Source organism: Cognatundibacterium curvum, assembly GCF_014284235.1.
Lineage (GTDB): Bacteria > Pseudomonadota > Gammaproteobacteria > Burkholderiales > Burkholderiaceae_D > Undibacterium > Undibacterium curvum.
The window spans coordinates 242,668-266,153 of the sequence record NZ_JACOGD010000007.1 but is presented as its reverse complement, the minus strand read 5'-3'; the positions used below and the strand labels follow the sequence as shown (position 1 = coordinate 266,153).

At 49.8% G+C, this 23,486-nt stretch carries 22 protein-coding genes and 4 tRNA genes; 21 read left to right on the top strand and 5 right to left on the bottom strand.

The window, feature by feature from the left end; translation table 11 throughout:
• Positions 1-225: 225 nt before the first annotated feature.
• The 4 genes from H8K43_RS14740 to H8K43_RS14725 all read left to right on the top strand — a co-directional run bounded on the left by H8K43_RS14740 (position 226) and on the right by H8K43_RS14725 (position 3,112).
• Entirely contained in the window at positions 226-1,167 is a 942-nt protein-coding gene (locus tag H8K43_RS14740; protein WP_162021802.1) for a CysB family HTH-type transcriptional regulator, read from the top strand.
• 11 nt (positions 1,168-1,178) lie between these two features.
• On the top strand, positions 1,179-1,832 hold the full coding sequence (locus H8K43_RS14735; RefSeq protein WP_186904517.1) for a class I SAM-dependent methyltransferase: 654 nt from the start codon (positions 1,179-1,181) through the stop codon (positions 1,830-1,832).
• 103 nt (positions 1,833-1,935) lie between these two features.
• Positions 1,936-2,232: an SCP2 sterol-binding domain-containing protein gene (locus H8K43_RS14730; RefSeq protein WP_162021800.1), complete on the top strand. Its 297-nt coding sequence runs from the start codon at positions 1,936-1,938 to the stop codon at positions 2,230-2,232.
• Positions 2,233-2,791: 559 nt separating this feature from the next.
• Positions 2,792-3,112 (top strand): 2Fe-2S iron-sulfur cluster-binding protein, encoded by a 321-nt coding sequence (locus tag H8K43_RS14725; RefSeq protein WP_186904516.1) that lies wholly within the window; start codon positions 2,792-2,794, stop codon positions 3,110-3,112.
• On the opposite strand, the gene H8K43_RS14720 is transcribed toward H8K43_RS14725, so the two are convergent.
• Together H8K43_RS14720 and H8K43_RS14715 are read right to left on the bottom strand one after the other, a co-directional pair.
• A complete protein-coding gene (locus H8K43_RS14720; RefSeq protein WP_186904515.1) occupies positions 3,057-4,127 on the bottom strand; it encodes a CapA family protein in 1,071 nt (356 codons plus the stop codon). The genes H8K43_RS14725 and H8K43_RS14720 overlap by 56 nt on opposite strands.
• Positions 4,124-4,555 carry a hypothetical protein gene (locus tag H8K43_RS14715; RefSeq protein ID WP_230403974.1) on the bottom strand — a complete coding sequence of 144 codons (432 nt, stop codon included), beginning with the start codon at positions 4,553-4,555 and terminating at the stop codon, positions 4,124-4,126. The genes H8K43_RS14720 and H8K43_RS14715 overlap by 4 nt, the downstream gene beginning before the upstream one ends.
• Positions 4,556-4,698: 143 nt before the next feature.
• Between H8K43_RS14715 and H8K43_RS14710 the strand changes: the two genes are divergently transcribed.
• From H8K43_RS14710 to H8K43_RS19100, 3 genes are all read left to right on the top strand, one after another.
• Entirely contained in the window at positions 4,699-5,178 is a 480-nt protein-coding gene (locus tag H8K43_RS14710) for a thioesterase family protein (protein ID WP_186904514.1), read from the top strand.
• Positions 5,179-5,461: 283 nt separating this feature from the next.
• On the top strand, positions 5,462-5,665 hold the full coding sequence (locus H8K43_RS14705) for a cold-shock protein (protein WP_162021796.1): 204 nt from the start codon (positions 5,462-5,464) through the stop codon (positions 5,663-5,665).
• A gap of 336 nt (positions 5,666-6,001) precedes the next feature.
• A complete protein-coding gene (locus H8K43_RS19100) occupies positions 6,002-7,723 on the top strand; it encodes a methyl-accepting chemotaxis protein (protein WP_186904513.1) in 1,722 nt (573 codons plus the stop codon).
• 107 nt (positions 7,724-7,830) lie between these two features.
• Here H8K43_RS19100 and H8K43_RS14695 read toward each other — a convergent pair whose 3' ends face one another.
• Positions 7,831-8,736, bottom strand: a complete 906-nt coding sequence (locus H8K43_RS14695) for a LysR family transcriptional regulator (protein ID WP_186904512.1) — start codon at positions 8,734-8,736, stop codon at positions 7,831-7,833.
• Positions 8,737-9,050: 314 nt separating this feature from the next.
• Here H8K43_RS14695 and H8K43_RS14690 point away from each other — a divergent pair, with 314 nt between their 5' ends.
• From H8K43_RS14690 to H8K43_RS14650, 9 genes are all read left to right on the top strand, one after another.
• Positions 9,051-9,731, top strand: a complete 681-nt coding sequence (locus H8K43_RS14690; protein ID WP_408058549.1) for a haloacid dehalogenase type II — start codon at positions 9,051-9,053, stop codon at positions 9,729-9,731.
• 85 nt (positions 9,732-9,816) lie between these two features.
• On the top strand, positions 9,817-11,403 hold the full coding sequence (aceB, locus tag H8K43_RS14685) for a malate synthase A (RefSeq protein ID WP_186904510.1): 1,587 nt from the start codon (positions 9,817-9,819) through the stop codon (positions 11,401-11,403).
• A gap of 186 nt (positions 11,404-11,589) precedes the next feature.
• Entirely contained in the window at positions 11,590-12,159 is a 570-nt protein-coding gene (locus H8K43_RS14680; RefSeq protein WP_186904509.1) for a DUF1415 domain-containing protein, read from the top strand.
• Between the two features lie 512 nt (positions 12,160-12,671).
• Positions 12,672-13,922 carry an aspartate kinase gene (locus tag H8K43_RS14675; RefSeq protein WP_162021791.1) on the top strand — a complete coding sequence of 417 codons (1,251 nt, stop codon included), beginning with the start codon at positions 12,672-12,674 and terminating at the stop codon, positions 13,920-13,922.
• 115 nt (positions 13,923-14,037) lie between these two features.
• A tRNA-Ser gene (locus tag H8K43_RS14670) sits at positions 14,038-14,129 on the top strand.
• A 469-nt stretch (positions 14,130-14,598) separates the two neighbouring features.
• The gene (locus tag H8K43_RS14665; RefSeq protein ID WP_186904508.1) at positions 14,599-16,446 is read left to right on the top strand and encodes a potassium transporter Kup; all 1,848 of its coding nucleotides are present in this window, start codon (positions 14,599-14,601) and stop codon (positions 16,444-16,446) included.
• Between the two features lie 57 nt (positions 16,447-16,503).
• Positions 16,504-16,580, top strand: a tRNA-Arg gene (locus H8K43_RS14660).
• A gap of 155 nt (positions 16,581-16,735) precedes the next feature.
• Positions 16,736-16,812 (top strand) — tRNA-Arg (locus H8K43_RS14655).
• A 155-nt stretch (positions 16,813-16,967) separates the two neighbouring features.
• Positions 16,968-17,044 (top strand) — tRNA-Arg (locus tag H8K43_RS14650).
• Positions 17,045-17,144: 100 nt separating this feature from the next.
• Here H8K43_RS14650 and H8K43_RS14645 read toward each other — a convergent pair.
• Entirely contained in the window at positions 17,145-17,549 is a 405-nt protein-coding gene (locus H8K43_RS14645) for a thioredoxin family protein (RefSeq protein WP_186904507.1), read from the bottom strand.
• 83 nt (positions 17,550-17,632) lie between these two features.
• Here H8K43_RS14645 and tsaB point away from each other — a divergent pair, with 83 nt between their 5' ends.
• From tsaB to H8K43_RS14625, 4 genes are read left to right on the top strand one after another with little or no spacing between them, the layout of a single operon-like run.
• Positions 17,633-18,325, top strand: a complete 693-nt coding sequence (gene tsaB, locus H8K43_RS14640) for a tRNA (adenosine(37)-N6)-threonylcarbamoyltransferase complex dimerization subunit type 1 TsaB (RefSeq protein ID WP_186904506.1) — start codon at positions 17,633-17,635, stop codon at positions 18,323-18,325.
• Entirely contained in the window at positions 18,318-18,785 is a 468-nt protein-coding gene (gene rimI, locus H8K43_RS14635; RefSeq protein WP_186904505.1) for a ribosomal protein S18-alanine N-acetyltransferase, read from the top strand. Before tsaB ends, rimI begins: the two co-directional genes overlap by 8 nt.
• Entirely contained in the window at positions 18,782-19,639 is an 858-nt protein-coding gene (locus H8K43_RS14630) for a uracil-DNA glycosylase (RefSeq protein ID WP_230403973.1), read from the top strand. Before rimI ends, H8K43_RS14630 begins: the two co-directional genes overlap by 4 nt.
• Positions 19,640-20,635 (top strand): DUF1853 family protein, encoded by a 996-nt coding sequence (locus H8K43_RS14625; protein WP_186904504.1) that lies wholly within the window; start codon positions 19,640-19,642, stop codon positions 20,633-20,635. It abuts the gene before it with no gap.
• 57 nt (positions 20,636-20,692) lie between these two features.
• On the opposite strand, the gene lplT is transcribed toward H8K43_RS14625, so the two are convergent.
• On the bottom strand, positions 20,693-21,955 hold the full coding sequence (gene lplT, locus H8K43_RS14620; RefSeq protein WP_186904503.1) for a lysophospholipid transporter LplT: 1,263 nt from the start codon (positions 21,953-21,955) through the stop codon (positions 20,693-20,695).
• A 148-nt stretch (positions 21,956-22,103) separates the two neighbouring features.
• Between lplT and radA the strand changes: the two genes are divergently transcribed.
• The gene (radA, locus tag H8K43_RS14615; RefSeq protein ID WP_186904502.1) at positions 22,104-23,486 is read left to right on the top strand and encodes a DNA repair protein RadA; all 1,383 of its coding nucleotides are present in this window, start codon (positions 22,104-22,106) and stop codon (positions 23,484-23,486) included.

The following is a 23,486-nucleotide window of genomic DNA, read 5'->3' as shown; positions in this document are numbered from 1 at the left end:
TCTCGGTCTCTATATACTGCTGGTAGTATATCAATTCAGTTTTACTAAAGGTTAGCGACATAAGCTAGGCGAGCTGATTCCAGCCCTCGTTGCTGTAATTTGGTGCTAATTTTTTTAGTGGCAATGGTTTCTCGGGTAATTACATGCCATTAATGCTAATTTATTTCCTGAAAGCATGGACAGCGCCCTGGCTGTCTGCGCCACATTCACAGAATATTGTCATTCATGAACTTACATCAATTGCGCTTCGTCCGTGAAGCTGTTCGTCAGAATTTTAATCTGACTGAGGCAGCCAAGGCCTTGTTTACTTCTCAGCCTGGTGTTTCCAAGGCAATTATTGAGCTGGAAGAAGAACTGGGGGTGGATATTTTTACCCGCCACGGTAAGCGTATTCGTGGTTTGACTGAGCCTGGCCGGGCAGTGCTGAAGTCGGTTGAGCTAATCATGCAGGAAATTGATGGTCTGAAACGCATAGGTAAAGAGTATGCGGCCCAGGATAGCGGCAGCTTTACGATTGCGACTACGCACACGCAGGCGCGCTATGCCTTGCCTAAGGTGGTGCAGGCTTTCATGCAAAAATACCCCAAGGTTCGGCTTTCCTTGCTGCAAGGGAATCCTAAGCAGATCGCCGATATGGTGATGCGGGATCAGGCGGACCTGGTGATCGCGACTGAGTCAATCGCTGGCTATGACGGTTTGATTTCCTTGCCTTGCTATCAGTGGGAACATGTACTGGTGTTGCCGCTGGAGCATCCATTGTTGAAACTCAAGAATATCACGCTGGAAGATATCGCCCATTATCCGCTAGTGACTTACGATGCGGCATTTGCTGGTCGCAGCAAGATAGATCATGCGTTTCAGATCAGAAATCTGAAGCCTGATATTTTGCTCGAGGCGATTGATGCCGACGTGATCAAGACCTATGTCGAGCTTGGCATGGGGATAGGCATTATCGCAGGCATGGCCTTCGATGCAGAACGCGACAAGAGTTTGCGCGCAGTGCCGGTCGGGCATTTGTTCGGTATGAATGTGTCGCGCGTTGCGATCAAGCAAGGGGCCTATTTGCGTAGCTATGTCTATACTTTTATTGAATTGCTTAACCCGACTTTAAACCGGAAAATGGTGGATAGTGTGATGCAGGGCAATAAAGATACTTACGATTTATAAACGGAAATAACATGACAGATTTAAAGTTGCGCGACTATTACGCACAACGTGCTCCGGTTCTGGAGCAGGACTACGCGATCGAAGCGCGCGAGGATGATCTCGACGAGATGGAAGAGCGTGTCTGTGAGATGCTGATGGGACAAAAAGTGCTGGAACTGGCTTGCGGTACCGGCTATTGGACCCGGCAAATCGCGGACTTCGCCGAATCCGTGCACGCGACTGATTTTTGTCCTGAATTGTTGGAAATTGCACAAACCAAGGAATTTGATAACGATAACGTAGACTTTGCGCTTGCCGATGCGTTTGCGCTGCCAGCCGCAGAAGCGGGACGTTATAGTGCGGCGTTCGCAGGATTTTTATGGTCGCATGTAAAGCGTGAAGACCAGAGCAAGCTCTTGAAGCAATGGTGCGCAGCGATAGGCAGTGGCAGCACGCTGATATTGATTGATGATAATGAGGTGGAAGGCGAAACTTTACCTGTGGCGCGTACCGATCTGGAGGGCAATACCTTTCATATCCACACCGTGGCCGATGGCAGTCGGGTAGAGGTCATCAAAAACTTCCCGACTGACAGTTATATGCGTAAAAAGTTTGCCGCTGTTGCGCGCGACATCCGTATTTATCGCAATGAGTATTACTGGATGTTGAGTTGCGTATTGCGTTAGATTGCGTTAAACATGGATTGCGCAGTTGCAAGTTCTAGTATTGTTCCTCGAAAGGAATACATGCTACATTGCAATCCGTTTTTTAACTCTCGGAGCAGCAGACATGGATTTGCAAGCATGCACAGAAGCAATTCGCACTAAAGTGGGTGATGATAGCGGTTTGAACGCAACGTTGAAATTTGATTGTGGCAGCGATGGCGTGGTATTTGTTGATGCAAGCGCCACACCGAATACTGTATCTAACGAAAACAAAGATGCAGCTTGCACGATCACCATCGCACTGGCAGATCTGGGTGCCTTGCTGACTGGTCAGCTCAATCCCATGAATGGATTTATGATGGGCAAACTCAAAGTATCCGGTGATATGGGTATTGCGATGCGCTTGCAAACTGTCGTGTAATCCGGCGGAAGGTCATAGGTAGTATAAAAAAAGCGGCTGTCAGCCGCTTTTTTTATGGGACCGTCGCATTCGGGGGGGCGAGCAGAGTACAACTGGCAATTGCAGAACTGCCATCCGGATGCAGGGCGTCGTAGCAGCGATGGCAGCGATTGCAAAATAAATGCGAGCGTTTGACATGGCGGTAGCGCAGATGTAGCTGCAAAGCTTCGTCGCCGCAGTGTGGACAGCATTCCCGCATGCTCCCCACTGACTGTATGTCTGGTAATAGCAGGCAGTCTCCGATGATTTCTCCTGCAATCGCGAGAGTCGGGTCCAGCTCACATAATTTAAGTTGGGTTCGGGTATTATTTCTGCGTTCTGGCGGATTCATGTTGCTATCAGTTGCAGGCTGACTGATTGTTGTCATAGGAGGTCTCCTGATATTTTTATGCCGCTCTGGTGGGGTATCGGTGTTTCCTGATGAAGTATTGTGACAGCCCTTGATGGCAGGCAGAACATGGTTTAAGTTTTATTAGTATTAGTAGTAACAGTTTCGAAACGCAATGTGAGTACGGAAACTATGACGAAAAATAATGTTAAGTACCAGCTCACGCTGATGCCATCCGGACTGAGCTGTGAGCTTCAGGCTGATAAGACAATATTGGAAAATGCCTTGGAACAGGGCATCAGTCTGCCAAGTTCCTGTCGCAATGGCACATGCCGTGCGTGTTTGTGTCAGTCTTTACAGGGGCAGTACCGTTTCACTATGGATTGGCCAGGTCTGAGTCCGGACGAAAAACAGGAGGGATGGATACTGCCCTGTGTGACTGTGGCCAGTTCTGACCTTAGTTTGCTAGTGCCTTTGGCAAAGCGCCTGAACGCTGAATCTGAGCCGGACTAAAACCGGTATCGACGTTGCTGCAAAGGCGAGTCTGTTTGTCGCCGCGCACCCAGCATGCACTCGCTAGCTGAGCCTGAGGTTCAGGTATCCCTTCGTCGCTGATTTTGGCTACGCGACTATCCCATACGGTCACGCCATGTTTATCTAGCTCCAGCCGTATCACCCAGCCCAGCGTCTGCGCTTCATTATCCAGCGCATCGATCATAAAATTCCCTATGCTGTAGATGATCGGTTTACCTTTGTAGGTCGATGTCTCTTGCAGTACATGGGGGTGGCCGCCTATCACTGCGTCCGCGCCGGCATCTATCATTTTTTTTGCCAGATGTTGTTGACGTTGATTGGAGTGGTGCTCGTTCTCCCATCCCCAATGCATAAACGGGATGACCAGGTCCGCTTTGTAGTGTAGTCGCGCTTGCTGAATATCAAGTACCAGTTGCTCGTCTTCACTCCAGGCTATCCCTGCGGATGCAGTACCCGCTTCGAAACTACGTGGCATGAACTCGTTATAGCCCAGCAGTGCAATACGTAATCCTTTGCGTTCTATGATCAGTGGCCGGTGAGCTTCGCTCAGATTATTCCCGCCGCCAAAGTATTGAATCTGATTTTTCTGTAAATGTGTGAGCATTTCAGAAAATGCAGCCCGCCCAAAGTCCCCCGAATGGTTGTTTGCAATCGATACCGCATCCACATGGCGTTTTAATACACTCAGGCTTTCCGGCTCTGCGCGGAAGGTAAAGTTTTTATCTGCTGCCTGACCCTCTTTGGCAACGACACACTCAAGATTGGCAATCCGTATATCGGTCGATGCAAAAACAGCGGCAAATGCGGAAAACGGATCTTTTCCTTTGGTGATCCACTTTCCGGGCTGACCATCGAGCACGATGTCGCCCGCAAACAGCAAGCTGACTTTTTGCCCGGTTTCTGAGGCATGAGCAAAATTTGTCGACAAGCAGACCACTGCATAGATAAGGATGCTGGCGCAGCGGATTTTTGCAATGGGAAATAATGAAATCATGATGCCAGGTTCTTTAAAGTGCAGTGATATTGGAGTTCCCGCTCGACTTCCCCCGCATACAGGGAATTGTGGGGCGTCAGCAGATAGGCTTGTTTGTTGCGCCGGAATGGCGGGAAGTAACTGGCCTGATGGATGGGGATATCAGTTTTGTTGGTTTGGAAGTAGGTATAAAGCTTGATGTAACTGATGCGACCATGCTCACCTATCATCACTGGCTTAAAACGAAAGCGCCCCTGAATATCGTGGGCAGCGACCTGGTAAGGATTGCTACTTAAGCCGGTTTCAATCACCTCGGTACTGCCGGCATAGGTGACAAAACACCTGAGTATGGGTTCCTTTGCGGGACTGACTGCAAAAGCCGCGACAGGCAGCATGCTGATTAATGCGTAGCCCCAGATTTGCATGAGACAAAATAGCAGTTTTTGCATGGTAGTCATTGACTGTATGGTTATTAGCTAAGCATTAAAAATATCACAAACATTTGGCTTAAGGGAAAGATTGTGCGTCTGAGTCAATTGATGTAATCTCAATTTAATAAATCATTTGATTGAATAATTATTGAGGGGTAAAGATGGCAAACGATATGTCGCAAAATCCTGAATTTCAATCGCTGTTGAAGCAGGTGGTAGAAGAGGCCATCCCGTTTTGCCGGCTGATCGGTTTGCAGGTGCAGAGCTTTGCCAGTGACCAGCCAGAATTAAGGCTCGCCATGCGGAATGACTTGTTGGGTAATTTTGCACAGGGTATGTTGCACGGTGGCGTCATTGCTTCTGTGTTGGATAGCGTGGCAGGTGTCGCTATTCTGTTGAAGCTGGCGCAGACCCAGCCACGTGAGGATGCTTATGCGCAGATTCGGGAATTCGGACTGATGAGTACCATAGACCTCAGGATAGATTATCTGAAGCCGGGTAAAGGAAACGCATTTATTGCGACTGCGGAAGTGACGCGTTTGGGGAAACGGGTTGCCAATGTATTGATGGAGTTGCGCAATGAAGAAGGGGAAAGGATAGCCACTGGCGCAGCTGCGTTTATGTTGCATGGCAGAGCTTGAGTTGCTTGCGGCGGAATTGCATCCCGTGCTGATTAGAAGCGTCAGAGTGAGGTATTTTGCTGAATATGCGTTATAGATCAGACGGAACTTTGATAAATTCCTCAAAAAAGCCAGATAAATGCACAAAACTCAGATTTTATTTTACTTCCTCTCAGATTTTGTGCGTATAATCAGATCGTCGTTGAGATTCAAAGTGGTTTTGCAGTATCAGTCTGTCATTTCTTACTGAGGTTGAAACGATCTATCGGGCAACTGCCCAAATTCACTGAAATAGGAAATTGTAATGGCAACAGGTATTGTTAAATGGTTCAATGATTCTAAAGGTTTTGGTTTCATTACTCCAGATGAAGGCGGCGAAGATTTGTTCGCACATTTCTCCGCAATCGTATCTTCCGGCTTTAAATCTTTGAAAGAAAACCAACGCGTTTCTTTCGAAGTAACTACAGGCCCTAAAGGTAAGCAAGCTTCCAACATCCAGCCTCTGTAATTAGAGTCTGATGGCGGAGTAAAGCCAAGCTGATAAAAATCCCCGATTCGTCGGGGATTTTTTTTGCCTGTACACTGACTTTCGTCAGAAAACAACATTTTTTAACAAAATCAACTTTGCCTTAAATTGCACATTTCTCTCGGTTAAAATCTGTGATGAGGTTAGCTGAAATAGATGATGGATGAGGATTGCAACCCAGGTAAGAGTCCTGCCCAGATTTTTGCATCAGCGTAAATATAAGAAATCGTGTCGGTCATTGTTCGGAATCAAGGTTGGGTAGTGAAAAATTTGTATTCTCTGTCAATTGTGCTCAGGAATTAATTAGGTGAGGGAAGAATGTTGAATCTGACTATCAGAATGAGGCTGATCGGTACCATGTCCTTCATGGCCATCATGTTGGTCATCGGTGGTGTGATGGGTATCATCGGTGTGAAGAACAGTAATGCCATCATTGCAGAGATTTTCACGAATCAATTACCATCGGTCGATGCGTTGCAGCAATCCCGTGTTGATATGGTGCGATCACGCGTGACGATAGACCGTGCAATTGCTCATCCGGAGGCTCCTGATGTGGCAGAAACGATTAAGCGTTCTGAGATGTACGTCGGTAAGTCAGATGAGGCATTCAAGAAGTATTTGACTTTGCCTCAGGATGAGGAAGAGAAAAAGTTGTCCGATCAGGTTGTTGTCGCGCGCGATCAGTACATGAACGAAGCGCATCTGAAAATGACGGCAGCGATCAAGGCAGGTAATCGTGACGAAGCTGATCGCTTAAATATGACTGTCGTACCGAAGTTATTTTCCGCCTACTCTGACAAAATTGCTGAGTTAAGTGACTTTCAGTTGAAAGAATCTGAAAGCAAATATCAGCAAAGTCAGACCGCCTTTAAATGGTTTGTCTGGATCGATGTGCTGGGTGTCGTGGGTGGTCTGATTGCAGTATTTATTTCAGCGCATTTTTTGTTGCGTGCTATTTCCCATCCTTTGCATCAGACTTTGCGCCAGTTCCGTGCTATCGGTGATGGCGATCTGACTCAGCAACTCAAGCCAGAATCTAAGGACGAAATGGGAGAGCTCATTTCCGGTCTTGAAAATATGCGTCAAAGCCTGGTGCAGACGGTCACGATGGTGCGTCAGAGCAGTGGCTCGATTGCGGTATCTTCCGATGAAATTGCTTCTGGCAATATGGATTTATCTTCCCGTACCGAGCAACAGGCTGCCAGCCTGGAGGAAACTGCCTCGTCCATGGAAGAGCTGACTTCTACCGTTCAACAAAATGCCGATAATGCACGCCAGGCGAATACGCTGGCGCTGACTGCTTCTGATGTTGCCTCCAAAGGTGGCAAGGTGGTAGGTGATGTCGTGCACACGATGTCTTCAATTAAAGAAAGCTCGAACAAGATCGTTGACATCATCGCGGTGATTGACGGGATTGCTTTCCAAACCAATATTCTGGCACTGAATGCCGCTGTAGAGGCGGCCCGTGCAGGTGAACAGGGGCGTGGTTTTGCGGTGGTGGCTAGCGAAGTCAGAAGTCTGGCGCAACGCTCAGCCAATGCTGCAAAAGAAATTAAAGAGCTGATTGCAAATTCTGTCGATAAAGTAGAAGAGGGCGCGCGCCTGGTCGATGATGCTGGAAAAACCATGGACGAGATCGTGGTGTCGATCAAGAGCGTGGCCGACATCATGGCTGAAATTACTGCTGCCAGCGAAGAACAGCGTGAAGGAATTCAGCAGGTCAATCAGGCGATTACCAAGATGGACGAGGCGACGCAACAAAATGCAGCCTTGGTGGAGCAGGCTGCTGCGGCGGCGGGCAGTATGCGTGATCAGGCCAGCAATCTGAATCAGGCGGTAGGTATCTTTAAACTGGAGGCTGGAAATGCATCCCATTCTGCGGCACCGTCCGCACGACCTGCTGCCAGACCAGTTGCTGTTAAGTCTAAGCAGGAAGTCAGGTCTTTGCCTGCACGTTCCCAGGCGGCTTCGGGTGGTAATGCGAAGCCTGTTTCGGGCAATGCAAATAAGCCGCGCGCCGATGAATGGGAAGAATTCTGATCTGAATTGAAGCTGTGTTTACGAACAGCGCAGACAAAACAGGGAGCCCGTTTGTGACGTGCTCCCTGTTTTTTATCCCAAAATGCTTGCGCCAAGATGAACCAGACTCAGCCTTTTTTCCAATAGTCCGGTGAGCTGTAAGCTTGTCTCAGATAATCCACGAAAGCCCGTATCCGCAAGGGCAGGTGGCGTCGCTGAGCAAAAATGGCGTAAATGTCGTTGCCGGGAGCGGTGTATTCATCCAGTACACTGACCAGCTTACCGGATTCAATTTCCGCGCCGACCTCCCACATTGAGCGCCATGCCAATCCTCGCCCTGAGATGGCCCAGTCATGCAGTACTTCACCATCGTTGCAGACCATATTGCCATCGACTTTAATCGTCACGTTTTTCCCGCTTTGGCGGAAGGTCCAGCCACGCTGACTGCCATCGGCACTGAAGGCCAGGCAATTGTGATTACTCAGTTCGTCCAGGGTTTTCGGTGCACCATGACGTTGCAGGTAGGAGGGGGCGGCCACCACGACACGTTTATTGTCTGCCAGCTTGACGCCAATCAGGCTGGAGTCTGACAGCGCGGCAATCCGGATCGCCACATCCACGCCTTCACCGATCAGATCCACTACCCGGTCATTCAGACTCAGTGTCAGTTTTAATTGCTGATGTTGCTGCAAGAAGTCTGGAATCAAAGGGGCTACATGCTGTCGTCCAAACCCGGCGGGTGCTGAAATCGTCAGTACGCCGCTGGCGCTGGCATTGCGTTCGGCAACGGACGATTCCGCTTCTTCCAGTTCCGACAGGATGCGCTGGCAATCCTCTAAAAAAGAACTGCCTTCATTGGTCAGTGCGATTTTGCGTGTGGTCCTTTGCAGTAATTTGACGCCCAACCTTTCTTCCAGCGCGTCCAGACGCCGGCTGATCATGGCTGGTGCGACTCCCTCTGCTCTGGCCGCTGCTGACAGGCTGCCGCGTGCGGCGACCTCAGCAAAGGTGCTGATTTGTTTAAATTGATCCATGAAGAATCATTCCCCCAAAGAGTTTTATTATTGATTTAGCACACTAGCGATCTTCGGTATGGTTTTGTCAGGTAATGGATAGATGTATTTTTTGCATAGGCGCGTCCATTCGCTTCTGCGTATGCTTTCTGAGTGAGAACTTTCTTCAGAGAGCAGTTTTATCCGGTTTACGAGTATTTATATACTGAATGAAAGCTATTTCATCTTTTATTTTTGCGAAAAAGTAAAAGATAAAGTGATAAATCTCTTATTTATGTTTGTTTTAATTGAATATACTCTGTAGCTTCCTGATCAAAACGGTATGCAGAGGTAAAGTGATGGCAATACATGCAATTGCGTTTGATGCCTACGGCACATTGTTTGATGTGTATTCGGTCAGTGAACTCGCAGAGAAGTTGTTTCCCGGTTACGGTAAACAACTTGCTCAATTGTGGCGCAGGAAACAGATTGAGTACACTCAATTGCGCACTATGTGTTGTATGTATAAGCCATTTTGGGAAGTTACCCAGGATGCACTGGTATTTTCCTGCCGTTATTTTGGCTTGCAATTAGACCTGGATGCACAAAATGCATTGATGGGTCAGTATGCAAGGCTGAATGCTTTTCCTGAAAATAGGGAAGTGCTGCAATCTTTGCGGGACAAGGCTTACAAGCTGGCGATTCTGTCCAATGGTACGCCGCAGATGTTGCAGGCAGCGACTGAACATGCAGGTATGCAGGGGTTGTTTCAGCATTTGCTCTCGGTTGATGCAGTGAAAGTCTATAAAACTGCGCCGGAAGCCTATCAGCTGGGACCAGACATGTTTGGCGTGCCGGCAAAAAATATGTTGTTTGTTTCGAGTAATGCCTGGGATGTCTGTTGCGCTACCTGGTTCGGCTACACCACCTTCTGGGTCAATCGCGATAGTGCGCCTCTGGAAGAATTGGGCGTGATGCCGCATGGCACAGGGCGCACGCTGGCCGATGTCTTACATTTTCTTGAAACATATCAGTGATTTAATTTGAAGTGATGCCTTAATTTATTGTCCTTGTTTATTGCATTGAGTCAGTTTCAATGCGTTTCTTTTTATGGAGAGCACGATGAGTCAGTTGATATTGCCGCAAGGTTTGGAAATTACCGGAGCAATCAAGCCAGGTTACGAACAGATCCTGACCCCGGAAGCATTAGCGCTGGTCGCAAAACTGAGCCGCGCATTTGAACCGCGCCGTCAGGAATTGCTGGCAGCACGGGTTGCGCGTGCCAGGCGTATGGATGCCGGTGAGCGCCCGGACTTTTTGGCAGAAACCCGCCACATTCGTGAGGGCGACTGGAAAATTGCGCCTATTCCTCAGGCGCTCGAATGCCGTCGGGTAGAAATTACTGGTCCGGTGGAACGCAAAATGGTGATTAACGCACTCAATTCCGGTGCTGACAGCTATATGACTGATTTTGAAGATTCCAACACACCGAATTGGGATAATCAATTGCAAGGGCAGATTAATATGCGCGATGCAGTGCGTCGCACGATCAGCCTGGAACAGAACGGCAAGTCGTATCAGTTGAACGATAAAATTGCTACGCTGGTCGTGCGTCCACGCGGCTGGCATCTCGATGAGAAGCATGTGCTGGTCGATGGCAAGCGTATTTCCGGCGGTATTTTTGACTTTGCGTTGTTCCTGTTCCATAACGCGAAAGAGCAACTGGCACGCGGTGCGGGTCCATATTTCTATCTGCCGAAAATGGAATCCCATCTGGAAGCGCGTTTGTGGAATGATATTTTTGTGATGGCACAAAATGAAATCGGCATTCCTCAAGGCACCATCAAGGCGACAGTGCTGATAGAAACCATCGTTGCTGCGTTTGAAATGGATGAAATCCTGTATGAGTTGCGCGAACATAGCTCGGGTCTGAATGCAGGGCGCTGGGATTACATTTTCTCTTGCATCAAAAAATTCAAGAACGACCAGGACTTCTGCCTCGCAGATCGCGCCAAAGTGACTATGACGGCACCTTTCATGCGCTCGTATGCCTTGCTTTTGCTGAAGACTTGTCACAAGCGCAATGCACCTGCGATAGGCGGTATGGCTGCTTTGATTCCGATTAAAAATGATCCGGAAAAAAATGAAGTTGCAATGGGCGGTGTGCGCAATGACAAAGCACGTGATGCTACCGATGGCTATGACGGCGGCTGGGTAGCGCATCCAGGTCTGGTTGAGTTGGCCATGACTGAATTCAAAAAAGTACTGGGCGATGCACCGAATCAGATTACCAAGCAACGTCCGGATGTGGAAGTGTCCGCCAAGGACTTGCTGAACTTCCAGCCTGAAACACCGATCACGGAAGCTGGCCTGCGCTATAACATCAATGTTGGCATTCACTATCTGGGTGCCTGGTTAGCTGGAAATGGTTGCGTGCCTATCCACAATCTGATGGAAGATGCAGCGACCGCAGAAATCAGCCGTTCGCAAGTCTGGCAATGGATACGCTCTACCAAAGGCAAGCTGGAAGATGGTCGCAAGGTCACGGCCGACATGGTGCGCGCTATGATCCCGGAAGAGTTGAGCAAAGTGAAGGCAGTTGCTGGCGATGGCGCCACCTATGACCGTGCAGCGCAGATTTTTGAAGAAATGTCGACTTCTGGTGATTTTGCGGAATTCCTGACTTTGCCTTTGTACGAAGAAATCTGATACGGTCCCAGGATAGCCGTATCTTTGATATAGCGAAAAGCGATGCCATGTTGATGGTGTCGCTTTTTGTTTTTTTGCAGCAGGGCGGTGCATAATCAACACTGCCCCAAAATCTGCTGCAAATGGCGGAAAAACTGACAGGGGGCTGTGCTATGCTTGCGCGCTTATTTTTCAGGAATTTTGTCTATGTCTACTTTGCCTGTCACTCAGGAATCCATGATTGCTCAAACCGTCAACTGGATGGAAAAAGCCGTTATCGGTCTGAATCTTTGTCCGTTCGCTAAGGCGGTGCACGTCAAGCAGCAAATTCGCTATGTGGTCAGTGAGGCCAAGAGTGAGCAGGATCTGGTCGAGGATTTGCGCCGTGAGCTGGAGGTGCTGGCGGAAGCGAATCCTGAAAAAATCGAAACCACTTTGCTAATTTGTCCGGACGTTTTACGGGACTTCATGGATTTCAATGATTTTCTGGATGTGGCAGATGCCTTGCTGGAAGAGCTGGATTTGGCCGGTATTTTGCAAATTGCGAATTTCCACCCCGATTACCAGTTTGCGGATAGCGAAGTCGGAGATATAGAAAACTACACCAACCGCTCGCCTTATCCGACCCTGCATTTATTGCGCGAAGATAGTATAGATAAGGCAGTCGAAGCCTTTCCTGAAGCGGAAGAGATCTACGAACGCAATATGGAAGCCATGCGCAAGCTTGGACATGAGGGTTGGCATGAGATGTTTGCTGATCAGCCGGAAAGTAAGTAAGCATTTAAGTCCGCACTTAATTAAGTGGAAAAGTAAGCGCTTTTCGCCGCAGTGTGGCGCGACAGCAAGCGCAGCTTTCAATAATTTATTTATATAAATATACTCAAAAGTAATATGGTAGACGGGCTACTGCCCGGATGCTTCTTGAGCAGCTCGCTCAGGCCATGAGCGGGCAATCGTTCATGCTTCTCTTGGAAAATGCGGCATTCTGGCTGCTTTAAAGCGGTGGATGTGTGCAAATTGGGCATGCTTACCTTCATTTCCTGATTTTCGTGTGACTGAGTTCTTGCCTCTAAGTGTGGTGAGCGTGCACTGCGTCGCACCAATTTCATAATTTCCTCTTTGGAAAATGAACTTTTCTGCCATATTTCTGTAGAAAATTCGAAAAACCGGTATGCGTTGAACGAATAACTTAAGAAAATTTGCTTTTGATTGCCTTGTTATTTTGCAGGGCAGCATGTAGAGTAAGGGGTTGTTCTACCTCATTTTTCACCCTTACGTCTTCTATATCTATGGCTTTAATCGTCCACAAATACGGCGGTACTTCGATGGGTTCGACTGAACGCATCAAGAACGTCGCCAAGCGCGTCGCCAAATGGCATGATGCCGGTCACCAGATAGTGGTGGTGCCGTCTGCCATGTCCGGCGAAACCAATCGTCTGTTAGGTCTGGCGAAAGAACTCAATGCGCAGCCTGATCCGCGCGAACTCGATATGATCGCCTCCACCGGTGAGCAGGTATCGGTAGGATTGCTGGCGCTGGCTTTGCAGGCTATCGGCAAGCAGGCGGTCTCGTATGCTGGCTGGCAAGTCGCTATTAAAACTGATTCCGCCCATACCAAGGCACGCATCGCATCCATCGATGATGCTAAAGTCAAGGCAGATCTGGATGCTGGCAAGGTCGTGATTATTACCGGCTTTCAGGGTGTGGATGAGAAGGGCAATATTACGACCCTGGGTCGTGGTGGTTCGGATACTTCCGCAGTCGCTGTGGCTGCTGCACTGCAGGCAAAAGAATGCCTGATCTATACCGATGTGGACGGTGTCTATACGACCGACCCACGTGTCGTGACTGAGGCGCGCCGCCTCAATACCGTGACATTTGAAGAGATGCTGGAAATGGCATCGCTGGGCTCCAAAGTGCTGCAAATCCGCTCGGTCGAGTTTGCCGGTAATTATCGTATGCCTACCCGTGTTCTGTCATCGCTGACGGATCCATTAATGCCGCTGGAAGAGGAAGCAACTTCCGGCACACTGATTTCGTTTGAGGAAGATACAAATATGGAACAAGCTACCATCACTGGCATCGCATTTAATCGTGATGAAGCAAAAATCACCGTACTGTGCGTACCGGATCGCCCAGGCATCGCCTATCAGATCCTCGGCCCAGTCGCTGATGCCAATATCGAAGTGGATATGATTATCCAAAACCAGTCGGTCGAAGGGAAAACCGATTTTACTTTCACTGTGCCGCGCAATGAATACGCGAAAGCGATGCAGGTACTGGAAGGCAGCGTTAAAGAACATATTGGCGCAACCAGCATCGTTGGTGATTCCAAGGTGTCCAAAGTGTCTGTGGTTGGTGTTGGTATGCGTAGCCACGTAGGTATCGCTTCGCAAATGTTCCGCACCTTGTCAGAAGAGGGGATCAATATCCAGATGATTTCGACTTCGGAAATCAAAATCTCGGTGTTGATCGATGAGAAATACATGGAGTTGGCCGTACGTGCTTTGCATAAAGCATTCGAACTGGAAAGCGCCTGATCTGCGTTTGCAAAAAAACTTGTTTTTGTGTTGACAGCTAGTTGACCAAAAGCGGTGTAGCAGATATTATCTTGGTCTCGATTGCTGTGAAGCGCAAGCTTTGTGGTAATAGTGTGGAGACGTGGCCGAGTGGCCGAAGGCACTTCCCTGCTAAGGAAGCATCTGGGGTAACCTGGATCGTGAGTTCGAATCTCACCGTCTCCGCCAGTGATTCGTAAAAATGCCCGCTGATGCGGGCATTTTTATTTGCATTGCTGGTTCTCTTCTTTTTTCATCATCTTAAATTCCCCCTATCTTCATCTTGCTCTGGGTATTGAGTTATTCGCACAGAATTAAGCCCGGCATTGCCAACTGCCGTTGAATTCATTGTAATTGCAAATCCTCAGGAATGTATTGTTGCGCTCAGCATGATGCCTGATGATGGTGTGAATCTCTGCTTATTTCTGGCTCAGTGCTTTTGCTGTTGCTGTTGCGGTGCTTGCACCCAAGCCTGGTCTCGGTCTCAGGCTGCTTGCCGGATGTAAAAGTAAAGTTTATTTCGTGAAGTGTTGCGTAAATATTTCATATATTTGTTTTTTTATTCTGTACTATTGAATTTCAAACCGGAATCACCTATTGTGCAATGCACCAATAATTACAAGGTACGCAATTGGAAAATCAACACGCAAAAAGCAGCATGGCTGGATTGACGCTGGCTGCAATCGGTATTGTTTATGGTGACATAGGCACCAGCCCGCTGTACACGATGAAAGAGATGTTCTCCAAAGAACATGGAATCCCCCTCACTGAAGCGAATCTGTATGGTGTGGTCTCCCTGATTTTGTGGGGACTGATCATTATTGTTGCGCTGAAATATGTGACCCTGATCTTGCGAGCGGATAACCGCGGCGAAGGCGGTATCATGGCCTTGACGGCGATGGCGCTGGAGTCGGTCGGTAAAAAATCGAAATGGCATTTCACCCTGTTTGTGCTGGGCTTGTTCGGTGCAGCTTTGTTCTATGGAGATGGGGTGATTACGCCTGCAATTTCCGTGCTCTCTGCGATAGAGGGGCTGGAAGTGGCGACGCCCGCGTTTCAGCCGTTTGTGGTGCCAATTACGCTGGTTGTGCTGATTTTGCTGTATGCGGTTCAGTACAAAGGAACTGCAGGTATAGGTAAATGGTTTGGGCCTATCATGGTCATCTGGTTTGCTGCATTGGCAGCGATGGGTGTGTACAACATCCTCAAGATGCCACAGATACTGGCGGCATTGAATCCTGTCTATGCGCTGCAATTCATGGGAAATTATCATCTGGCTTTCCCGGCACTGGCTGCGGTTGTGCTGGCATTTACCGGTGCTGAGGCCTTGTATGCAGACATGGGACATTTCGGGCGTCAGCCGATACGCTTTGCCTGGTTTATTGCGGTATTTCCAGCGCTGGCTTTAAATTATCTGGGGCAGGGGGCTTTGTTGTTGTCCAATCCTGCAGCAGCTGAAAATCCGTTTTATCAACAATTGGGTTCCTGGAGTATCTATCCTTTGGTGGCCTTGTCAGCCGTTGCGACGGTGATTGCCTCTCAGGCGACAATTTCCGGCACTTTCTCCATGACTAAGCAGGCAATTTCCCTAGGAATTTTGCCGCGTATGGAAATCATGCACACATCAGCAAGAGAAATCGGTCAGATTTATATTCCGGCTGTGAATTGGATGCAGTTAATTGTCGTGGTTGCTGCGGTAGTGGGTTTTGGGTCTTCTTCTAATCTCGCATCGGCCTACGGTATTGCGGTGACTGGCACGATGTTGGTGACTTCGTTGCTGACTTTCTTTGTGATTCGCTACGGTTGGAAATACAATTTATTGCTGTGTATCCTGGCAACTGGCTTTTTCCTGTTCATCGATTTGGCCTTGTTCTCGGCGAATGCGCTTAAATTCTTCCATGGTGGCTGGTTCCCGGTGGTATTGGGTATCGTGATGTTTACAGTGATGGTGACCTGGAAGCGTGGCCGTGAGCTGGTGTTTGATAATCTGAAAAAGCATGCAATTCCGCTCGAAGAGTTTTTGCAATCTTTATTCGTCTCTCCGCCAACGCGGGTATATGGTACGGCTGTGTTCCTGCGTGGTGAGGCAGATGGTGTGCCGCATGCCTTGTTGCACAATCTCTCGCACAACAAAATCCTGCATGAGCGCGTGGTGTTCCTGACCCTGTATAACCGTGAAATCCCTTGGGTGCCGTTTTCTGAGCGTGTGAAGGTCACCAGCCTGGGTAATGCCTGCTATCAGGTCGATGTATTCTATGGCTTTAAAAATGAACCGGATATTCCTGCGGCGCTGGAATTGTGTGCCCAGCATGGTTTAACGTTTGAGCCTATGGAGACTTCGTATTTCATCTCCCGTCAGACCATCGTTTCCAGTCCTGGCAGTGGTATGGCAGCCTGGCGCGAGGGCTTGTTTGTGGCGATGTCGCGCAATGCACGTGATGCTGCGGATTACTATCAAATTCCAAGTAATCGTGTTATCGAAGTGGGCGCACAGGTCGAAATCTAAATTAGTTGGTGCAAAGACTTACTTTCCTCAGGGGTCTTTGCTATAATCTCAGCTTGCGCGGCTGTAGCTCAGCTGGATAGAGTACTTGGCTACGAACCAAGGGGTCGTGGGTTCGATTCCTGCCAGCCGCACCAGATTCAAGGGACTAGATGAAAATCTAGTCCCTTTTTTCGTTGTGTTTCTCAAAACGATGACGGGTCTCTGCCTGAGTTATGCGCCAGATTTTGCGTAAGATTTGGAATCAGGGGCTAGTAATTTTAGATGGCATCGTGCTATACTCTTTGTCTTCGCGGCTGTAGCTCAGCTGGATAGAGTACTTGGCTACGAACCAAGGGGTCGTGGGTTCGATTCCTGCCAGCCGCACCAGATTCAAGGGACTAGATGAAAATCTAGTCCCTTTTTTCATTGTGCCGCTCAAAACGATGAGGACTCACTGCCTGAGTGATGTGCCGGATTTTGCGTAAGATTTAGAATCAGGGGCTAGTAATTTTAGATGGCATCGTGCTATACTCTCTGTCTTCGCGGCTGTAGCTCAGCTGGATAGAGTACTTGGCTACGAACCAAGGGGTCGTGGGTTCGATTCCTGCCAGCCGCACCAGATTCAAGGGACTAGATGAAAATCTAGTCCCTTTTTTCGTTTTCGGAGCGAGTTGAGTGAGCATCTCTCCTATAAGAAAAGGGATGGGCGGGATATCTGCTTACTGCTGATCCAGTATTAATTGCCTGAGGTCCCAGTTGTCTGGCGCGTTTTGATTCAGTGAGCTGCGCTTGAATGATTTGACCTGACCGGCTTGCAGTTCGCTGGCTAACGAATTCAGCAGACGGTGCAGTTGCGTGGTATCTGGCAGCATAGTGCCGAGAAATTCCACATTGTGGTCTAGCTGTATCAGCAGGGTGGGGAAGTTTTCAATCTCGACCTCATCCACCAAGTGCGCTTCGTCTTCAATATCTATCCATGCAAAGCATTTATCGGGGTGTTTTTTTGCCAGTTCATCAAACTGCTCGCGATAGGCATTGCAGGTATCGCACCAGGCGGCGCATAGGCACGCAACCAGCCAGCGCGATTGTTGAAGTTGGGTTTGTAAATCCTTGAGTTCTTGCATGAGTATGGCTTCGGGAGATCAATCGAGGGCAGCGCAGGCTGGAAATTTCCACCTGCACTGCCCGGACACAGTAAAATAAGCGTATGACTACGATTTTAGCAATAGAAACCTCAACAGAGTTTGCGTCAGCCGCAATTATCAGCGCGCGTGGCCGCTTTATCCGTGAATTATCGGGCGTGGAAACGCATTCGAAAGGCATCATACCTGCTTTACAGAGTTTGCTGGCGGAAGCCGGTGTGCAACTCGCAGAATGCGATGCACTGGCTTTCGGCTGTGGGCCAGGTGCTTTCACCGGAATCCGTACCGCTTGCGGCATTATTCAAGGTATGGCTTACGCGGCCGATTTGCCTGTGTTGCCGGTGGTTAGTCTACGCGCCATGGCGCAAGCAGCCGCCAGTCATGCGCCGGACAGTGAGCTGGTTTGTTTGCTGGATGCGCGTATGGGCGAGCATTACTGGGCGCAATATCACAATGTAAATGGCGTGCTGAGTGAGACCGCTCAGCCTGAACTGTTACGCCTGGAAGAGGGCGAATTGTTGCAGCGTTGCGCGTCTTTGGGGGCGGTAACGGTGGTAACTGGTAACGGTGTTTCAATACCCGGTGATTTCCCTTACCCGGTGTTGTCCGTGATGCCGCATGCGCGTGAAGTCGCAGAACTGGCATTGCAGGATTTTATGCAGGGTCTGGCTCAGCCTGCCTCGCAGGCACAACCTTTGTATCTGCGCAATAAAATTGCGCTCACAACGGCTGAGCGTGCACTCAAAGGCCATGTCTGAGATGGCGCAACAATTTGCCGTTTCCAGACTGACTCTGGCCGATGTAGATAGCCTGCTGCCGATAGAGGAGCAGTCATACAGCCATCCCTGGACCCGTGGAAATTTTACCGATTCTTTCACCAGTGGGTATGACGCATTTTGCCTGCGTGATCCTGATGCCGGTGTCATTGCGTATTGTGTGGTGATGGCTGTGGTCGATGAGTTACATCTGTTGAATATTACGGTCGCAAGTTCTTTCCAAGGCCAGGGTCTGGCGCGTCAGTTGCTTGATCATGTGTTCAATCATGCAGCGCAGTCTGGAATGGAGTCCATTTTGCTGGAAGTCCGGGTCAGTAATCTGCGTGCCATTCAGGTTTATCAGCAGGCTGGTTTTGTCGAGATAGGGCGCAGAAAAGCTTATTATCCGGCGCAGTCCAATACCCGCGAAGATGCGATCGTTATGCGAAGGAGTCAGGGATGAGTGCGGCCAGCTCGCTGTTGCAGGTAAAAATGTTGAATGAAATGGGCTTGGGTCCAGTTTGGTTTCCGGTCGATGTCAACGCCGCAGTGCAGGAAACGCATACGCTGGCAGATCAGGCTCAAACTCAGGAGCCGATGCTGGATGCGGGTCCGGCATTGATAGCAACTTCTGCACCTGTCAACGCCAACATTGAAGCGAATGCAGAATTTGTAGCGGGCCTGCCGCAATCTGCAACGCTTCCTGAGGTTGTAGCTGCACCTGCACAGGCTGCGTCGCTAATGCAGATGGGCTGGAATGAGCTGCAGCAGACTGTTGCTGGCTGTCGCGCATGTGGCTTGTGTGAAGGCCGCCAGCAAACGGTGTTTGGCGTTGGTGACCAAGGTGCACCCTGGTTGTTTGTCGGCGAAGGTCCGGGTTACAACGAAAATATTCAGGGTCAGCCCTTTGTCGGCGCAGCTGGCCAATTGCTGGACAATATGCTGAAAGCGTTAGGTGTACAGCGCGGACAACGTGCCTACATCGCAAACGTTGTCAAATGCAGACCGACTGATGATGCTGGCAAGGACAGACCGCCCAGTGCAGAAGAGATTGCAGCCTGTCTGCCCTATTTGCAGCGCCAGATTGCACTGATACAGCCTCAGGTCATCGTAGCGCTAGGCAAAACTGCCGCAGTCGCTTTGTTGGGCTTGGATATGAATACGCCGGTCGCGCAGTTGCGTGGTAAACAGCATGTGTTTGCAGGGATACCGTTGATCGCAACCTATCATCCCGCCTACTTACTCAGAAAACCGCTGGATAAAAGTAAGGCCTGGCAAGACCTGTGCATGGCGATGCAAGTCATGCAGCAGAATTGAATGACTGATTTCACTTATCAGCAGACATTTCACGCGGAATGGGGAGATGTGAGCGATCCGGATCTGCGTGCTTTGATCTGGTTGCTGACTTCACCGCATTTACTGAACGCGGATGCGTGCTGGCATGATGCAGATGTGCGTGCAGCTTTTTTGTCAGAACGGGATGTGCGGGCTGACATACGGCACATTCTGAGTGCGCCTCAGGCTTTCAAAAGGCTGCTCGCCGGGCATAAGGCGACACGACGATTGGGTTTGTATGCGGAAAATTTGCTGCACGCCTATTTTCAAATGATGTATCCGGGCACTCAGCGTGGCCTGCAGATCCATGATGCGCAAGGCAGAACAGTAGGGGAGTTTGATTTTCTGATTCCTGGGCAAGCGGGCTGGACGCACTGTGAGCTGGCCACCAAATTCTATTTATTTCATCCTGCTACAGCAGATAGCAGCGGGCAGAAGCCGGATGTTTATGATTATCTGGGGCCCAATCTGGCAGATAGTCTGGGTGCCAAAATGCATAAGATTATTCACAGTCAGATGCGACTCGGGCAGCAGCCTCAAGCCTTGGAGAGACTGGAGCACGCACCTGATCAGGTCAGTGCTTTGATTAAGGGCTGGTTGTTTTATCGCGAGGCCGATAATCAGCATTTACCGCAAGTCAGGGGTGTGGCAGCAGATCATTGCAAAGGGCAAATCTGGACCTTACAGGAATTGCGCCAGCAATCTGACTGGGAAGGCTGTCTGCTTGACCGCCTGGAATGGCTGGCGCCTGCCAGAGTCGATGCGGCGCAATCTGTCCGTGCTGTGGATTTGATAGGCATGCTCAGCGCGCAATTTGCAGTTTCCGATGCGCCTTTAATGCTGGCTAAACTCAGGCGCGATGCGGCTGGCTATGCATGGGAATACGAGCGTGGTTTTGTGATCCCGGATGACTGGGCAGAGCGTGCCACAGCTGCGCGAGCTCTTCGTTCTGAGCGGGATGGTCGTAGCTCAGTCTGAAGCACTCGTCGACTCAGGCAAGCTTGCATGTCTGCCTGAGTTAATGTGAAGAAGGTCCTAGTGCTTGTGTTCGCCTATCAGCGCCAGTGAGTCAAATTCTTTTTGATTTGCTGCATGTCTTTTCATGACCAGCAACATGGTGCCAGCCACAAATAAGCCGAATAGTACGATGACTGTTTTTACGTGCAGATCCAGTGAGACCATCAAAGCATATAAGCCCAGCATGATCAGTACAGACAGGTTTTCATTGAAATTCTGGACTGCGATCGAATGACCTGCACTCATCAGCACATGACCGCGATGCTGTAACAAGGCATTCATCGGTACTACAAAAAAACCTGCCAGCGCACCAACTAAGATCAATAGTGGGTAGGCAATGACGACGTTGTGAACGAAGATCATGGTGGTGACGACCAGACCCATCGCTACGCCCAGCGGCATCACACTCAGGGATTTTTTCAGCGGAACGAAACGCGCTGCTGCTACTGCGCCGATTGCAATGCCAATCGCAACCACACCCTGCAGTATGGCCGCTTTGTTCAATGGTAAGCCCAGCGATTCTCCTGCCCACTTCAGCACGATAAATTGTAGCGTTGCACCAGCGCCCCAGAACAGCGTCGTAACGGCCAGCGATATCTGACCTAACTTATCGCGCCACAAGGTGCTGAAGCAATGCCCAAAGTCTGCGATCAACTTGATCGGATTCGGTTTCTGATGCTCGTAGCGTGCACCTGTGTCAGGTATGCGCAAATTGAACAGCGCGGCAAGTACATACAGCGCGGTGATCACACAGAGTGCGGCTTCAGTGGGGGTGTTGATGGAGAAGTCGATGAGTGGAAAGTCAAAATTCAATAGTGCTGCGGACACCCTTGGGTCGATCAGTGAGCCACCCAGTACGGTACCTAAGATGATGGAGCTGACAGTTAAGCCCTCGATCCAGCCATTGGCTGCCACCAGTTTTTCAGCAGGCAGTAATTCAGTCAGGATGCCGTATTTCGCCGGTGAATACGCCGCAGCGCCAAATCCGACCAGTGCATAAGCAATCAGCGGATGAACATGGAAAAACATCAGTGCACAGCCACCAACCTTAATCAGATTGGTGATGAACATCACCTTACCTTTAGGCAGGGCATCCGCGAAAGCGCCGACATAAGCGGCCAGCAGCACGTAGGACAAAGCGAAAAACAATTTGAGCAAGGGGGTCATCCAGCCCGGGGCTTGCATGGAAATTAGTAACGCCATAGCGGCGATCAGCAGCGCATTGTCGGCGAGCGAAGAAAAAAACTGCGCCGCCATAATCGTATAGAAACCGCGTTTCATGCTTATTATGTGCCTGTTACAAAGTGTTATCGGTCTGCTTTATACCATGAAAATCTGCAGGATCGGCTGAAATAGCGCAGGCTAATTATTCAATACTGGTTAAAATATCAGTGTTTATTTGGGAATCCTGAAAGTTACGGCAAAAGATATGGCAAAAGCGAAGACCAATTACACCTGCACAGAATGCGGCGGTATCGTCAATAAATGGGCTGGGCAGTGTCCGTCCTGCGGTCAGTGGAATACGCTGGTGGAAACCCTGGTTGAAAGTGCAGGCGCAGGCAACCGTTACTCTGCAAAACCACAAAGCCTGGCGCAGACTGCACCCGTCCTCAATTTGTCGGACATTGAGGCCGCCGATGTGCCGCGTTTCAGCACCAGTATTGAAGAGTTTGACCGCGTGCTGGGCGGCGGTTTGGTACCCGGTGGTGTGGTATTGATTGGTGGTGATCCGGGCATAGGTAAATCCACACTCTTATTGCAAGCCCTGGCCAACCTGGCGCGTTCTAAAAAAGTCTTGTACGTGAGTGGTGAAGAATCCGGCGCTCAGATTGCCTTGCGGGCGCACAGGCTGGGCATAGAAACGACCGGGCTGGCCTTGCAGGCAGAAATTCAGCTCGAAAAAATCCTGAATACCTTGTCAGATCATCAGCCCCAGGTGGTGGTGATCGACTCGATACAGACGCTGTATTCCGATGCGCTCAGTTCTGCGCCGGGTTCAGTAGCCCAGGTGCGTGAATGTGCGGCACAACTCACGCGGGTCGCAAAAACCATGAATGTCACCATGATCTTAGTTGGGCATGTGACCAAAGAGGGCGCCTTGGCCGGGCCACGTGTGCTGGAGCATATCGTCGACACGGTCTTATATTTTGAAGGCGATACGCACTCCAGTTTCCGTCTGGTGCGTGCAATCAAAAACCGTTTTGGTGCCGTCAATGAGCTGGGCGTGTTTGCCATGAGCGAGCGCGGTTTGCGCGGTGTGTCTAATCCTTCAGCTTTGTTCCTGTCCCAGCATGATACGCAGGTCGCCGGTTCCTGTGTGATGGTGACGCAGGAAGGAACCCGCCCGCTGCTGGTGGAGATTCAGGCGCTGGTTGACAGTTCGCATGCACCCAATGCACGTCGCCTGTCGGTTGGACTGGAGCAGAATCGTCTGGCGATGTTGCTGGCAGTATTGCACCGGCATGCCGGGGTGGCGGCCTTTGATCAGGATGTGTTTATCAATGCAGTCGGTGGTGTCAAAATTGCTGAGCCGGCGGCCGATCTGGCCGTGCTGCTGGCGATTAACTCGTCGATGCGTAATAAGCCCTTGCCGCGCCATCTGGTGGTGTTCGGCGAGGTTGGGCTGGCCGGTGAAATCCGTCCTGCGCCGCGCGGTCAGGAGCGTTTGCGCGAAGCCGCGAAACTGGGCTTTACCGTGGCGATGATTCCAAAAGCAAACGCGCCTAAGCAAGGCATTGATGGCTTAAGGATTATCAGCGTTGATCGTATTGACGAAGCAATGAGCAAAATCCGTGATCTGGATGATCTGTGA